Origin of the sequence: Amphritea sp., assembly GCF_016744155.1 — a bacterium.
Lineage (GTDB): Bacteria > Pseudomonadota > Gammaproteobacteria > Pseudomonadales > Balneatricaceae > Amphritea.
Genome location: NZ_JADGEW010000004.1, coordinates 170,557 through 185,275, shown reverse-complemented (window position 1 = coordinate 185,275; position 14,719 = coordinate 170,557). Strand labels below are relative to the sequence as shown.

General features: G+C 45.7%; 15 protein-coding genes. 9 read left to right on the top strand and 6 right to left on the bottom strand.

From position 1 onward, the window contains the following. Window positions 1-551: 551 nt before the first annotated feature. From QZZ54_RS05705 to QZZ54_RS05690, 4 genes are all read left to right on the top strand, one after another. A complete protein-coding gene (locus tag QZZ54_RS05705) occupies window positions 552-986 on the top strand; it encodes a hemerythrin family protein (RefSeq protein WP_290700071.1) in 435 nt (144 codons plus the stop codon). A 550-nt stretch (window positions 987-1,536) separates the two neighbouring features. Next, window positions 1,537-2,598 carry a histidinol-phosphate transaminase gene (gene hisC / locus QZZ54_RS05700; RefSeq protein WP_290700068.1) on the top strand — a complete coding sequence of 354 codons (1,062 nt, stop codon included), beginning with the start codon at window positions 1,537-1,539 and terminating at the stop codon, window positions 2,596-2,598. Window positions 2,599-2,705: 107 nt separating this feature from the next. Then, window positions 2,706-2,876 (top strand): hypothetical protein, encoded by a 171-nt coding sequence (locus QZZ54_RS05695; RefSeq protein WP_290700065.1) that lies wholly within the window; start codon window positions 2,706-2,708, stop codon window positions 2,874-2,876. A gap of 104 nt (window positions 2,877-2,980) precedes the next feature. Then, window positions 2,981-3,436 carry a DUF1294 domain-containing protein gene (locus tag QZZ54_RS05690; RefSeq protein WP_290700062.1) on the top strand — a complete coding sequence of 152 codons (456 nt, stop codon included), beginning with the start codon at window positions 2,981-2,983 and terminating at the stop codon, window positions 3,434-3,436. 405 nt (window positions 3,437-3,841) lie between these two features. Here QZZ54_RS05690 and QZZ54_RS05685 read toward each other — a convergent pair whose 3' ends face one another. Next, the gene (locus QZZ54_RS05685) at window positions 3,842-5,053 is read right to left on the bottom strand and encodes an MFS transporter (RefSeq protein ID WP_290700059.1); all 1,212 of its coding nucleotides are present in this window, start codon (window positions 5,051-5,053) and stop codon (window positions 3,842-3,844) included. A gap of 146 nt (window positions 5,054-5,199) precedes the next feature. Between QZZ54_RS05685 and QZZ54_RS05680 the strand changes: the two genes are divergently transcribed. The 3 genes from QZZ54_RS05680 to QZZ54_RS05670 all read left to right on the top strand — a co-directional run bounded on the left by QZZ54_RS05680 (window position 5,200) and on the right by QZZ54_RS05670 (window position 8,239). Next, a complete protein-coding gene (locus QZZ54_RS05680; RefSeq protein WP_290700056.1) occupies window positions 5,200-6,054 on the top strand; it encodes a LysR substrate-binding domain-containing protein in 855 nt (284 codons plus the stop codon). 395 nt (window positions 6,055-6,449) lie between these two features. Next, window positions 6,450-7,049, top strand: coding sequence for a hypothetical protein (locus tag QZZ54_RS05675; protein ID WP_290700053.1), 600 nt, complete (start codon window positions 6,450-6,452; stop codon window positions 7,047-7,049). Beyond that, window positions 7,046-8,239, top strand: coding sequence for a DUF2157 domain-containing protein (locus QZZ54_RS05670; RefSeq protein WP_290700051.1), 1,194 nt, complete (start codon window positions 7,046-7,048; stop codon window positions 8,237-8,239). Before QZZ54_RS05675 ends, QZZ54_RS05670 begins: the two co-directional genes overlap by 4 nt. An 83-nt stretch (window positions 8,240-8,322) precedes the next feature. Here QZZ54_RS05670 and QZZ54_RS05665 read toward each other — a convergent pair whose 3' ends face one another. From QZZ54_RS05665 to QZZ54_RS05650, 4 genes are all read right to left on the bottom strand, one after another. Continuing rightward, window positions 8,323-9,228, bottom strand: coding sequence for a sensor domain-containing diguanylate cyclase (locus QZZ54_RS05665; protein WP_290700049.1), 906 nt, complete (start codon window positions 9,226-9,228; stop codon window positions 8,323-8,325). A 153-nt stretch (window positions 9,229-9,381) separates the two neighbouring features. Continuing rightward, window positions 9,382-10,539, bottom strand: coding sequence for a type III PLP-dependent enzyme (locus QZZ54_RS05660; RefSeq protein WP_290700046.1), 1,158 nt, complete (start codon window positions 10,537-10,539; stop codon window positions 9,382-9,384). A 209-nt stretch (window positions 10,540-10,748) separates the two neighbouring features. Continuing rightward, window positions 10,749-11,357 carry a CBS domain-containing protein gene (locus QZZ54_RS05655; protein ID WP_290700043.1) on the bottom strand — a complete coding sequence of 203 codons (609 nt, stop codon included), beginning with the start codon at window positions 11,355-11,357 and terminating at the stop codon, window positions 10,749-10,751. 82 nt (window positions 11,358-11,439) lie between these two features. Beyond that, window positions 11,440-11,697 carry a DUF1127 domain-containing protein gene (locus QZZ54_RS05650; RefSeq protein ID WP_290700040.1) on the bottom strand — a complete coding sequence of 86 codons (258 nt, stop codon included), beginning with the start codon at window positions 11,695-11,697 and terminating at the stop codon, window positions 11,440-11,442. A 163-nt stretch (window positions 11,698-11,860) separates the two neighbouring features. On the opposite strand from QZZ54_RS05650, the gene QZZ54_RS05645 reads away from it, so the two are divergent. Both QZZ54_RS05645 and QZZ54_RS05640 read left to right on the top strand, forming a co-directional pair. Beyond that, on the top strand, window positions 11,861-13,294 hold the full coding sequence (locus tag QZZ54_RS05645; RefSeq protein WP_290700038.1) for a PLP-dependent aminotransferase family protein: 1,434 nt from the start codon (window positions 11,861-11,863) through the stop codon (window positions 13,292-13,294). Window positions 13,295-13,430: 136 nt separating this feature from the next. Beyond that, window positions 13,431-13,652, top strand: coding sequence for a hypothetical protein (locus QZZ54_RS05640; RefSeq protein ID WP_290700037.1), 222 nt, complete (start codon window positions 13,431-13,433; stop codon window positions 13,650-13,652). 33 nt (window positions 13,653-13,685) lie between these two features. Here the strand turns inward: QZZ54_RS05640 and rlmF are convergent, their stop codons facing one another. Further along, the gene (gene rlmF, locus QZZ54_RS05635) at window positions 13,686-14,654 is read right to left on the bottom strand and encodes a 23S rRNA (adenine(1618)-N(6))-methyltransferase RlmF (RefSeq protein ID WP_290700034.1); all 969 of its coding nucleotides are present in this window, start codon (window positions 14,652-14,654) and stop codon (window positions 13,686-13,688) included. Window positions 14,655-14,719: the final 65 nt, after the last annotated feature.

The window sequence follows — 14,719 nt, the reverse complement described above, 5'->3', positions numbered from 1 at the left end:
AAAGAAGCTGGTGAAGAAGCGATGGCTGAAGTTTCCAAGATAGCTAAGTAATTATCACTTAGTTCCCTTTAAGCCCCGCTCTTGCGGGGCTTTTTTTTATCTGAAATTGTCTATATAAATCCCACCTATCCGCTTACCACTATGGCTGTGTATCTCTAAAGTTGTAACAGCTGATCAGCTCATCGCCCCCTAATAATCTTTAACTGATAACTACCGCACTAGCGGTAACTGCCTTATATCTTTGATGGCAAAATATTTATTCCATTCTTTTGAACCCATCTCTCACCGAAAAGTTTCTAGCGTTGCTCCCTTTACAAGAGTTCCTCGATTACGCATCACAACGAAAAATGTAGTTTGTTGGGTACTATCATTTGCAGGAGACGACTCCAATAAAACCATCTTTACATACTAATAATTCTAGCTAAGGGTTATCTCTGCAGAACGATAAAGAAATGCCAATTATCCCCCACTTGATTTCGGACAAGGTGCGGTATCTTTATTTGAGTACGCTTATGGAAGCTTATGTAACAATCATATTTCAGGGTGTAGTTATGGAACGATTAAAGGCGGAACAGATTCCAACGGTTGGGCTTGATTTTATGAACCATGATCATGCCGAAGCCACTCAGCAGATCAATATGTTAGATCAGTTGATACAGCAAAGTCTGGCAGGTGATACAGACTCACAGAAAAAGATCGAACCATTGCTGATTAATATGTATGAACACAGCGAAGCTCACTTTGCCCGTGAAGAAGCGGAGATGGTCCGGGTAAACTTTCCTGCATACGGCTGTCATAGCGATGAGCATAGGCGTGTTCTTGCAGAACTGACTCAAGTACTGCAACAGTGGCAACAAAGTAGTGATTTACAACAGCTGGCAAACTATCTAGATAAAACACTCTGTAGCTGGCTGATAAATCATATTTCCACTATGGACTCTGTCACCGCTATGTTTATTGGCCGCATCGACCAATCTGCTGCCTAAGCGCCATTAATTGGCTAGATTAGACCTGATATTCAGGAAATTTCGCTTTGAAACAAAAGACAACGCTAATAGCCGGATAAAAAACAATATAAATCAGTCGGTTATAAACAAATTAAAAATATTTTATAAAAAACTGAATTTTTCCTGAACTTTATCTGAATAGACGTCTCTATATATATACATCAACGCATTATGAAAGACCCAGAACTGCCCGGTGGAACCCCTTCCTACCGGGCAGTTTTTTTTTGTAAACTCAACAATCTCATAAGAAACAGCACTTTACATAAAAACTTCAAAAACTTACTTTTTATTGAACTTTTTTTGAACAGCTGTCTCTAAATACCTACATCAACGTACTATGTAGGGTCTTTACAAGGCTTTATATACGACATAACTGCCCGGTGGAACCCCTTCCTACCGGGCAGTTTTTTATTAAGGCCTCAATCGCATATAGCGAGAACATCCCCCTATTTGATATGCTAGCGCTTAACAGTGCTGCAACACAGCTCACTTCCTACAAACTCTTTATTAAAGCGACTTGCGATCCATCATGAGCAAATTCTGGAGCCCGGCAATCAACCAGCTGACCCCCTATGTTCCGGGAGAACAGCCCAAAGTTGAAAACCTGATCAAACTAAATACCAACGAAAACCCATACCCTCCGTCTCCCAGAGTCGAAGAAGCGATCCATAGTTACTCTATAGACCGCTTACGACTGTATTGTGATCCGGATGCTACCGCGCTTAAACAGGCACTGGCTGATCATTTTCAACTGGGTTACAGCAACATCTTTGTGGGTAACGGTTCAGATGAAGTACTGGCACTAGCGTTTATGGCTTTTTTCCGTCAGGACAAGCCCCTACTGCTCCCGGAAACCACCTATAGCTTCTACGATGTTTACTGTCATCTGTATGATATCGACTACCGCCAGATTCCGCTTAATGATAATTTTGAAATCGATTTTGCTGACTATGACCAACCAAACGGCGGTATTATCTTTGCAAATCCCAATGCACCAACCGGGCGGCTAACCACACTTGATCAGATTGAGGGGCTATTACAAAGTAACCCTGACTCGCTTGTCATTGTTGACGAAGCCTATATCGATTTTGGAGGACGTTCAGCAGTCGAGCTAACCCGCACATACGACAATGTACTAGTGATACAGACCTTCTCTAAATCCAGAAGCCTGGCAGGCCTGCGAATAGGCTTTGCTTTAGGCCATGAAGATTTGATTGCCGGCCTTGAACGGGTTAAAAACTCATTCAACTCTTATCCTCTGGATAGCATCGCTATTGTCGGTGCGGTAGCTGCCCTGGAAGATGACAAATACTTCCAAGAAACAACTCAGAAGATCATCGACTGCCGAGAGTGGACCACCAGCCAACTTGAACAGCTGGGCTTTGAGGTTGTGCCCTCGAAAACCAACTTTGTTTTCACCCGCCACAACTCCCTGAGTGGTGCTGAACTAATGAGTTATCTGCGCAGCAACAACTTACTAGTGCGTCACTTCGGTAAACCAGGCATCGAGAACCACCTGCGGATCACCATCGGTACCCCCGAGGAGATGAACACCTTGATTGAAACACTGAAACAGCATTCACAGATCTGATTCTGTGTCCTCCTGATAATAAAGTGCAGCCTCTGAGGCTGCTTTTTATTGCTCTTCTAAAAACCGGTATTAAGTAAAAGCACGGCCTAATTTAGTGGTGAAAATTTATGTCTAAGAAAGTAGTAAAGTTTGAATACGAAAAAGAAACCAAAAACAGTGTTCGCTATAAGGAAGTCCCTGATGAAGGAACCGCTCCTATCGTGGGTTCTTTGTATGTGCAGAAGTGGTTTGCGGGTAATAGCAAATCTCTTGAGATAACAATTAATAAAAATGACTGATTACAGCTAGCAGGGTAAGCATTCGGAAGTATTAAAGCTCCGATTGCGCCTCCGCTGTCGATATCCCATGTTGCCTATGTTCGCTAAATCAATAGGAGTGAACAATGAAAATCTGGTATTTACCCATTGCATTGTTATTGGCAGGTTTAAGTTACTCATACTGGCTTGGGTATACACCAGCTCTCTTAGGTTTAATCTATTTACTTGCTAGTGTTATTTCATACTACCTATATGCAAAAGATAAAAAGGCAGCAAAGAATGGGATGTGGCGGGTGCCTGAGAATACTTTACATCTCTCTGCATTATTGGGCGGTTGGCCTGGTTCAATACTCGGGCAACAAAAGCTGCGCCATAAAACGAAAAAGGTCAGTTTTCGTATCCTGTTTTTTATTACACTTTTAATGAACCTATGCCTACTTTTTTGGCTACATACACCCGATGGTTCACATAAGCTCTATATCTATCTCTATAAAATAGAGTACTGGGTGACTAATCAGTTTGGTAGCCACATGGACGTTCATATTTTATTAAAATTAATTAAATTCAATTACCTGCGGTAATCTGTGAAAACTAAGAAACTGATTAGATTAAATCCAGCAGTCTGACAGCGACTTCATACATTACACAATGGGGTGGCGCCCACGTTTGGAAACGTCGGAGGAAAGGTGTTTACCATTGGCGGCTGGGAGAATACAGATAAACCGGCATTTACCTTCAAAACATCAGAGCTTAATTTTCACTTTCTGAGTGACAAGCCCGGTTACCGGCCTGCCCCTTACCTTGCTTCACGAGGTATGAAATGGATACAGCAATAGGACCTTTAATCTGAAGAAAATGAAGATGTAGAGCTAATCTACTATTTACGCGAGCACATCGTATTGTTTCATCAGGCCTAACCAAAACGAAACGAAAAGCACTCGGGCTGAATATCAACTGGCATAATTCGCCCCCTTTTAATCTTGTCTTTAAGGTACCGCTGAACCAAAGGTATCCAATTGTGGTTCTTCTATCTGCCGCTCGGTCAGATAAATATATACAGCGAGTACTACCAATAACAGTGCATCAATAGTGATGATCCAATAGATCCCTGCCAGGCTACCACTGAAATCCCGAATGAATCCCGCCATAAGATTACCCAATGCACCTCCCAAACCAAAGGTGACCATGCCGATACCATTTATCTGCATCGTAGCCGTAGAAGAGTAATGCTGATTAACCCAACCGGCAATAATTCCCCACATAGGAAAATACATAAGGCCATAGCCAAACCCTGCAAACACCGCAAATGAAGCAGGATCATAAACGAATGCGAGCTGGCCCAGGGCAAAACCGCCAAATACGATCAACAAAGCCATACCATGTCCTTTGCTATCAGCCAGCTTACCCGACAGAAAGCCAGCCGCCATACCGGTAACCCCTGACACCGTCCAGGTATAACCACCCAGTGCAGGCGGCAGCATTAATTCCGCCAGATAGGTATTTAGCCAAGTAGAGAAAGGCATCGTTGCAAAACCCACCATAAAGCAGATCAGGCAAGCGAAAAACGCCGCACGCTCCCGTAAGATAATACGAAACAGTTGCCCTGCAGGCAGGGCTACAGAGGCTTCGGCTGATTTAGTGGCCGCACGTTGTTTAAGATTTTTTAATAGAAATAAAGTCAGGATAACGGTGAACGTCCCAAGCATACCAGCCAGTACCCAACTGCTACGCCAGCCCAGCAACGGCACTACCATCAATATAAGCAAACCGTTCAAACCATAGCCCCAGGCGGTGCCACTAGAAGCACTGGATAAACAGGTCGAACACAATTCTGAGCGCGCATAGCGGGTAATTAATTCTACTATAGCGCCCCAACTGATCGCAGCACTTGCGGCCATACCGGTCAGCACCAGCAACACCAGCAGAGGATCATCCAGGCTCGCCATGACGAACAACAACACACTGGTGACTGAACCGGTTATCAGTACCAATCGGCCAGAATCAATACGATGTCCGATCAAACCTAGTAGCATCGCCCCACCCAGATAAGATAACTGGGTCATCGCACCTATCGTTGCCAGATACCAATGGCTGATTTCGATCGACTCCTGCATCATCGGTACCAGTGCCGCAAACAGAAATACGCCGAAACCGTGGCTAATTATCTGGTTAGCTCCAAAGGTAGTTGTCATTCTCATCAAACACTCTCCATAACGGTGACGCCGTTGTTTCATAACTTAATAAAGACCGATCTAAACCTCGGGCGTCTATCCTAGGCACTTGCCTTTATTCGGTAAATCGATAAATATTGATCGATACATTCAACATTAGTGAATTCTGACATATGCGAGATTTGCCAATTGCCCTGTTACGAACCTTTATGGTCGTTGCTGGAACACTTAACCTCACTGTCGCTGCAAATCGGCTAAATAAAGCTCCTTCGACAATCAGCATGCAGTTAAACCGACTAGAAGATCTGGTTGCCAATCCACTCATGGAAAGAGGTCAGCACGGAGTCAGACTGACAGCCACAGGTATTCAACTAAAACACCACGCCCAACAACTGCTTAATTTGCATGACCAGATTGTTGGTTCATTTCAGAACATTGATATTGCCGGGCAAGTACGCCTCGGCACCCACGATCAATATGCAAGCCGGACCCTGACACCCCTGCTTAAAGCCTTTATTCTGAGCTATCCCGAAGCACAGCTGGAGGTGTTCTGCGATCACCGCCCGTATCATCTGACCGATATGCTGGAACAGGGAAAGATTGATATCGCGCTGGTAGAGATGCCCGCAAACTCCGGGGGAGGCTTGCGACTTCGGCGTGATGAATTGGTGTGGATTCGCGCTAAAGACCATAACGTCCATCAGCAAGCAGTTTTGCCACTGGCAGTATTTGATGAGGGCTGCTATCACAGAAACTATGCCCGTAAGGCCTTAGAGCAATCAGCCAGACCATACCGCATCGCCTTCACCAGCCAGAGTCGAGCCGGTGTTCTGGCGGCTGTACGGGCCGGTATCGGTGTTGCCATTATTCCACGCCATACTCTTGAGGATGATCTGGTGGTAATAGAGCAGGAACTACCCACTCTTGAGGAAACAGAGGTCGCAATGTTTACTGCACCCAGAGTAAATGAAGCAACCCGACGATTGGCACAAACAATTGAAGAAAGCCCCTTATTTAACAATAGCTAACATAATCACTGTCTAGGTTGAGTCGAGCCAGATGCAGACCTACTTTTAATGTATGCCTGGTTTTATTGATGATGACTCCGCAGTCAATCATCTATTACATGATCTAAGCGTCAGGCCCGACAATGAGCCATGTCAGAAATATAGGTATCAGGTTCTACTCAGAAACTATATGGGTCTATGTTTGTTCATCAATAAAAAGACAAAGTTGATAATTAGCAATAGGCTTCAATCTTATCAGCGCACTAACCGAGAACCTTGGCCCCACTTCACAGACCTAAGATGATCGCTGCAGCGGCGTGAAATCTTTAAAATGCAGAGCTATTGTACTGATATACTAACCGCACCTTTTTACATTACGCTATGCATCTACCTCACTTAATAACGAGACATTGGGTATGAAGACATTCCTTCGTGAGAACCCCACCATCGCTTTTGGTCTGGGTTTGCCACTATTACTGGTTATGCTATTCCTGCTAGTCTCCGGGATACCCAACCTTCTGGTTGCCTCACCTCAGAATGACCTACTTTTCGCGACTGAGTATTACAACCACAAAAATGGTGTTCAGATATCTGTCATTAACCGATCGGTTCAAGTGATCGACCAGGGAAACCTGCAAAGTAACCAGAAACCCCGCATATGGCGTTACCATGTAAAAACCGGGGCGGTGCAAGAGATCGGCTTTATATTACCATCCGGGACTATTCACTCTGGAACAAACCCAGCGACGACAGCTGATACAGCTAAAGCCACTACAGTTGACGTTCCAGATCTGGAAGGGATATTGGTCGACTCTTCCAGTATTGCACCTGATGGTTATCAGTTTAGCGTCGGTAATCGCTATTCAGGTAATGCTTTCGGCGGCCTGTTTTATTCCTCTCGTTATCGTCATGATGCAGTACTGACCAAAAGTGGGCGAAGCATTCGTCTACCTGATACCGTTGGACGATACTACCGGGGCAACACTCACTTTATCGGTTGGGTAGTGTCACCATGAGCGCACTACTGGTCGTTATCGTCGTTATTGTGCTGCTTGGTGGGGGTATTTGGGGATGGCCACTGCTGGCCGGCATCCTTGGCATATCCAGTGTGACGGATAAAGCCGGTGCATTGAAGTATATTGCTCAATTGATGAATACTTACAACATTACCCCCTCTGATATAGAAACCGCCTTTAATACCCAGGACTCTGCAAGCTCTGAGACTGACAAACGTAGCAAAGGCGATATTGCCAGAACGCTTTTTGCCTACCTCGGTGCAATTTTTATTCTGGCGGGCATCAGCACCTATATCGGTATGTTCTGGGATAGCATGGGGAGCCTGATGAGGGTTCTTATCACCCTGGGAGTTGGCTATATTCTTCTTATTGTTCTCATCTGCGCTCTACATGAGAACAAATTCCCCAAACTGATTTTGCCACTCACGCTAGCCTCTGTCTTTATGATGACCGGCGGCTGGTTTGTGCTGATTCACGAACTTTACCCACGGGGCGACAGCTGGCGTGAAGCGGTGCTCTTTGTGTGTGCGGTAATGGCCCTGCATCAGGGGGCATTATTCGGTAAATATCGGCAAACGGCACTGCTATTCACCGGGCTCTTTTTTATCTATAGCTTTTTAGAAGTGGGGTTAGAGATGCTTGGCGTCCCCATCGCTTATATTGCCATTGTGCTGGGAGCTTCGGTATTTCTGGTGGGTACAGCCCTGGAAAAAACACCCCACTCAGTACTCTCAGAACCTGCGTTGTTAATCGGAGTTTGCTGGCTCAACAGCGGTTTATTCGACCGTATATCGTTCTTCACATCGCCCAATTGGGCAAGTCTGATTACAGGTCTGTGTATTATCCTGACCTCATACGGTATGCATAAAGCGGGACGTTATCCCCGTCTGATAGCTCTAGGTTATTTTCTGGGCTCGATCATGGCCTATGGCGGTTTGTTCGATCTGGTGCAAAACAGTTATATAGAACTCATTTATCTCGCAGTCACCGCAGCGGGTCTCTATATCTGTGTACTACTGCAAAGTCGGGCGCTGTTGTTAACCACTGTCGTTGCGATGCTCAGCTTCATTGTCTATTTCTCAGAAGAACATTTTGCAAACTCATTAGGTTGGCCGGTGACTCTGGTCCTCATTGGTGTTGCTTTTCTGGCAGTTGGCGCAATTGCTCTCAAAGTAAAGCAACGTTTCTAACTGTCAGAGTGGGGTGAGGATTGAGCTATACGTTACCCGCACAGCTCGATGGAAAGAAAAAATCCTGCGTCTTTACCCCTGCATTATTCACTACCACTAATTCGGTTACCGCCCTGCTGCTTAGACTGCTGTAAGCCCCCTTCAGCACGGCTGTACATAGACTCAGCACTGTCGTCCTCACCTATGAGTGTCGCCACCCCAATGCTGACCGTGAAACGAACCTCAGTGCCGGAGTGAGGCGCTGACAGATCAGCTACCATATTGCGAACCCGCTCTGCCGCCAAAATACCTTGTTCCGCATTGGTTTCAGGTAACAGGATGGCAAAGCCATCATCGCCGACCCGTGCCAGAAAATCAGCGGTGCGTTTCAGGCTATTAAGGGATTCAGCCAGACGCTTGAGAATCTGATCACCGACATCCCAGCCTTTTTCATCGTTGATCAGCCTCAGGCTATCAACATTGATCAGCATCAGACTACAGATCCAGTCATACCTAAGCGCCTGGGCGATCGATTGTGATAGCACAGGCATCAACGCTCGGCGATTGTACATCCCTGTGAGCAGGTCTCTTTGGGTCGGAGACCTATCCTGCTGCGACATTTTTCGTTCACTAACATCATCTATTCGGCACACTACGCTAGGCTCAGAGCCTGCTGAAGGGGCCATACGAACTTCAACCCAGCAGGATTTTTCCATCCCCTGAGTTTTAAAGTAAGGAATTTCCTGAGGATCAAACAGTAGCTCTTTAACCACCAATCGATTCAGACTTAGACACTGATCGACCATCCCCTGAAGGGCTAGTTCCAGAGGCTCTGGAAACAGATCGCCCATTGTTTTGCCTATCAGCTCTTCACTGCTTCCCCAGGGGATAGCGGAATCACTATGGGTTGAAAAAATAATTGAGCCTTGCTGGCTTAAGATCAGCACATCTTCAGGCAAGACATTGAGCAGCGCATCAATTCGGGCTTGAAGAACGTTGGCGTTTTTCATTTACAACTCCACGAGCAGATAAGTAATATGCCTAACTTATAACATAGCAAAGCCATGGTACTGAAGGCTGGGTTCTCATTCTGTGGAGTTAAATCAATATATCAGACAAAAAGAAACCCGCCGGAGCGGGTTTCTTGTTCCGAAGAGCGTTAATTAATCGAGAACATACGACTTCAACGGAGGAAAACCATTAAACTCGATAGAGCTATAACTGGTCGTATAAGCACCGGTTGAAAACCAGTAGAGACGATCACCAATCTCTAGTGAGAGTGGTAGCTCATACTTATAATCTTCATACATGATATCCATGCCATCACAAGTCGGACCCGCTAACACCACCTCTTCTGTTTCGCCGTCACGTTCGGTCAGCAAAGGATACTTAATCGCTTCACCCAGAGTTTCAATCAGGCCGTTAAACAGGCCAACATCGCTAAACACCCAACGATTCAGAGAGGTCGCTGACTTGCGCGATATCAATACCACTTCGCTCACCATCAGGCCACTATCACCGACCAGAGAACGACCCGGTTCAAGAATAATATCAGGTGGGTTATCACCAAAATCCTCTTTCAGAAAACGGATAATCTCCTGACAGTAAACCGAAAACTCATTAGCTTTGGTTAGATACTGAGCCGGAAAGCCGCCCCCCATATTGATCATACGCAGGTGGATTGCGTGCTCTTCCCGTAGCCGATCAAATATCACTTTAACCTTAGCGATGGCGGCATCCCAAACATCAATATGGCGTTGCTGAGAACCTACATGAAAAGAGATACCGTAGGGCTCAAGCCCCAGTTTCTTAGCCAACACCGCTAATTCAACCGCCATTTCAGGATTACAACCAAACTTACGAGACAGTGGCCAGTCAGCCCCTTCGGAGCCTTCCGTGAGGATGCGAATATAGATTCGCGAACCCGGCGCATACTCGGCAATATTTCGCAGATCCGGCTCGGAATCTGTGGCAAACAACCGCACCCCTTTCCCATAGAAGTAGCGAATATCATCTCGCTTCTTGATTGTATTTCCGTAGCTCATCCGCTCAGGCTCAACATTGTGAGCCAGAACCTGGTCCAGTTCGTAGACGGATGCAATATCAAAACTCGAACCTAGTTCTGCCAAAAGCTTCAAGATATGCGCATGAGGATTTGCCTTAACCGCATAGTAAACAGAAGCGAAATCAAAACCTTTGCGCAACTCTTGATATTTTTCTGCAACCGTCGGCAGATCAATCAACAAAAATGGGGTCTGATACTGTTCAGCGGCTTTTTTAAAACGCGCCCACTTTTCAGGAGAAATATGGTCCGGCAACATCTTCGCTTTACCTATGATTTAATCTGTATTTACGGAGGATAACAGGAGCCAATCGACTCTGATTCAAAGCGCCGAAGTATAGTTTAAAAGCGTCGACTGTAAAGTGAAATTTATACCCTTGTGCAGGCAAAACTACCCTCTATATTCAGAGGGCTAAATAATAGGCCGCTAATGATCAGGTAAGAACAGCAAGGTAAGTGTGAATAAGTTCAACAACTCACCTCACTACCCTGTGCGACTATTTTCTCAATCTCAGCAAAGGACTTAGCTTCCTGCATTATGTCAAAGCCTACCTTAAGCTTACGGGATATATCACTGGCCGAAATAATACCTCTGATTCGCTTAATACCAAGTTCAGTTTCATCAACCACCAGCAGATGCTGATCACCTGAACTTTTTAGGGTCAGCATGATGTCACCAATCCGCGAGTGCTTCACCTGGTCAAAGGTCAGGGAACGCAGGTCCGTCTTATTGTGCATGATATCGCTCACCAACACCTCCTGCCTGCTAATACCACAGCTATTCATATGGATCATCGCTTTAGTACCCGAGATATCACGAGCAGTAATGACACCGACAAATTTATCCGCCTGGGTCGTGACAAACAGCATACGCACATGTTGGTTCTTCATACGTTCAAGCGCTTCATCCACCTGGGTATCTTCAGACACAGTCACCGGCATGGTAATACTAAAATCAGTTATTACCTGACTGGCTGGACTGCGCAGCGAAACCTGTTCACCGGTGAACTCTGGGGTTAATAAATTTTCCACTTCACTATTGTCCTGCAAACGCAGGGTATAAAACTCCTCGAACATTGGAACCTCCAAACATCGACCACATATTTACTACAGCATAGTTCTGTTTTTAGCGGCTCCGCCATTTTTTTATCACCTGGCATCAAAAACTTAGATAGGTCGCCAAGCCTAAACCCGCCACAAACACCAGAGGGACCACCCTGTATGCGAAGAGGGTTCGTTCTTCTTCTGGACCGACCTCATGAGTATTACAGTCCCAAAATGGCCTTCGTGCTTCACGCAGCGCTTCAGACCTGCTCAGGCCTAAATCTTTAAGTGCATACGCATCCAGCTCTTTGAGCAACTGCCTGCTGTAATAAGTCTGTCGATATTGCTTAACCCGCTTAAGAAAATCTCTCATTCTGAATCCCTCCATGTTAGGGCTTCAGTTTATGAATATATCTGTTACCATCACAGATTCAGTAATATTATTTATCAACCAATACAGATAGGCAGACTGATCATCTGTAATGGCTATAACATCCTTATCTGTACTGGTTTTTAAACTGTACAGGAGATTCTTTATGAAACTGTATGAGCAAGTAGCGACAACACTAAAGGACCGCATTGAACTGGGCTATTATCATGAAGGGGATAAACTTCCCTCGGTTAGAGGATTAAGCCAGGAACACGGCGTCAGTATCTCTACAGTGCAGGAGGCCTATGGTCTGCTGATAGATGACGGTGTTATCGAATCTCGTCCAAAATCTGGATACTACGTCCTACAGCATCAGGCCCCTCCTGAATTGCCCGCCACCAGCACCCCTTTGCCGCAGCCACTGGTCGTTGCACAATGGCAAAAGTTGCAACATATGATCACCGAATATGGCAGCCAGGAAACAACTAAACTCAGCCTGGCACTACCCGATACTCAAGCACCTACTCTCAAACCTTTAACACGGTTAATGTCTGAACTCAGTCGTAATGCAGCAAACAGAGTTCTTGATTACGAGCATGCAGCGGGCTCTGATGCCCTACGTCATCAAATTGCCCGGGTCATGGTCGATTCTGGCTGTCGTATTCACCCCGATGAAATCATTATCACTTCAGGCTGCCAGGAAGCTCTGTCTTGTAGTCTAAGAGCGGTTACCGAGCCTGGCGATATTGTGGTGGTTGATTCGCCCAGCTTCTTCGGTTCGGTACAGGCAATTAAAATCAATGGCGTAAAGGCGCTGGAGATACCAACAAACCCTGAAACCGGCATCTCCCTTGAAGCCCTTGAGATGGCTTTTGAACAGTGGCCAATCAAAGCCTGCTTACTAACACCAACGAATAATAATCCGCTGGGTTATTCGATGCCGGACAAAAACAAACTGCGCCTGCTCGAGCTGCTTAATCACTATGATATCCCCCTGATTGAAGATGACGTCTACGGTGACCTGAGCTATACCCTACCCCGACCAAGAACCATAAAGTCATTTGATACTGAGGGACGGGTTATTCTCTGTTCCTCATTTTCAAAATCGATTGCACCCGGCATTCGGGTCGGTTGGATCGCACCTGGTCGGTACCGGGAACATATAATGATGGTGAAATATCTATCAAGCCTTTCTACTCCCAAGCTCACTCAGATGGCAGTGGCTGAATTTATTGCTCAGGGCTACTACGAAAAACATCTTCGTAGGGTGCGTAAGGATTACCGACGTGATCGTGATGCCGTCATTGGCTGGTTAAAACGAGAGATGCCTGAAGGAACGCGCATCAGTTATCCTCAGGGCGGCTATCTATTATGGGTTGAGCTATCGGACCATATTGATTCGAACGAATTGAACCAACAAGCTAAATTGGAGGGTATCAGTATTGCACCTGGAACTCTGTTCTCTGCGTCAGGAAAGTATAAAAACTTTATGCGCATCTGCTGCGTGAACAGCGCTAATCCGGCATTGGAAGAGGCTATAAAAACACTGGGACAACTCTGTAAAGAGATGCTGAAATCTAGGCTATTACCTGAACATTAACCTCTACTTGAAAACATCTCATGCATTTTACTCCCATATCCGTTTTTTTTGACTAAGCTTTCCTTATGCGTCAAGGGACAGCTTCGTCAGTATGACGGCTGTCGTTTTTGTTATGACTATCCAAGGGGGAACGTCTGTGGACGGATATAATCTAGAGTCCCGTGTTAAAAGCCTCGAGGTACTCACCTCGCTATTACTCGCTATCACCCAAAACCTACATGAAGGTGCGCAAGCACCACTAGATACGCTTAAAAGCCTTCTAAACGCACATCCAGAGATAATGACTGAGGATCTGTTAACTTATCTGGAAGAACTCGAAAATACAGCACAACTCCTACAGCAACCCTTACAACACTGATTTTAGTCAACGTGAAACGCAGAGGGCGATAACTTACTTATCGTCCCAGCGTTGCTCACGCCATTCAGCCTGTTCTTCCTTACTGAGAAAAGTCCAGACAACGAAGCGGCTAACCTTTTGTCCCTGTGCCATATCGACAATTCTGACATCGTTAGCAGATGCTGACTTAAGCATCCGTTTCACCTGCGCAATATTTTCCTGCTTGGAAATCAGGCAACTGAAAAGATAACAGCTTTGTCCGAACTCACGGCTCTGGGAAACCATCCGCTGAACAAAATTATGTTCGCCGCCATCACACCAGAGTTCATTTTTTTGACCACCAAAATTTAGCTTTATATCTGAGCTATCCTTTCCCAGGTTTTTCAGCTTACGCCGGGCACTTGATTCAGCCTCTGCAGCAGAACTATGAAATGGCGGATTACACATTGTGAAATCAAATCGTTCAGAAGGATCAATCATCCCCTTAAAAAGATTCCTAGCCTCGGTCTGTAAACGGCACTCTATTCGCCCTTTAAGGACAGGATTAGCCTCAGCAATAAGATTGGCCCCATTAACAGCTATCGGATCAATATCCGTTCCGACAAACTGCCAACCATAGCTGCGAGAACCAATCAGCGGGTAGATACAGTTAGCACCAACACCGATATCTAACCCCCTAATACGTCTACCTGTGGGTACAATGCCCTGATTGTCCGTAGCTAACTGGTCAGCAAGATGATGAATATAATCAGCTCTTCCTGGAATCGGTGGGCAGAGATAACCGGGAGGAATATCCCAGAAATTGATTCCATAATGCTTAATCAACAGCGCTTTATTAAGTGCTTTTACAGCGTCCGGATTATGAAAATCAATGCTCTGGTCGCCGAACTGGTTGGGTGAGACGAACCCCTTAAGCTCAGGAAAGAGCCGAGAAAGCTCATCCAGATCATAGCGTCCCTGGTGAGGGTTTCGCGGGTGCAGGGAGGCCTTCTTACGTCCACCGTTTTTAAGTGTTTTAGCCATACTACGAAAACCTCTGCATTAAAAGCAGAGCATTGTATCCTAACTCAGGGATGAAATGGATTTGG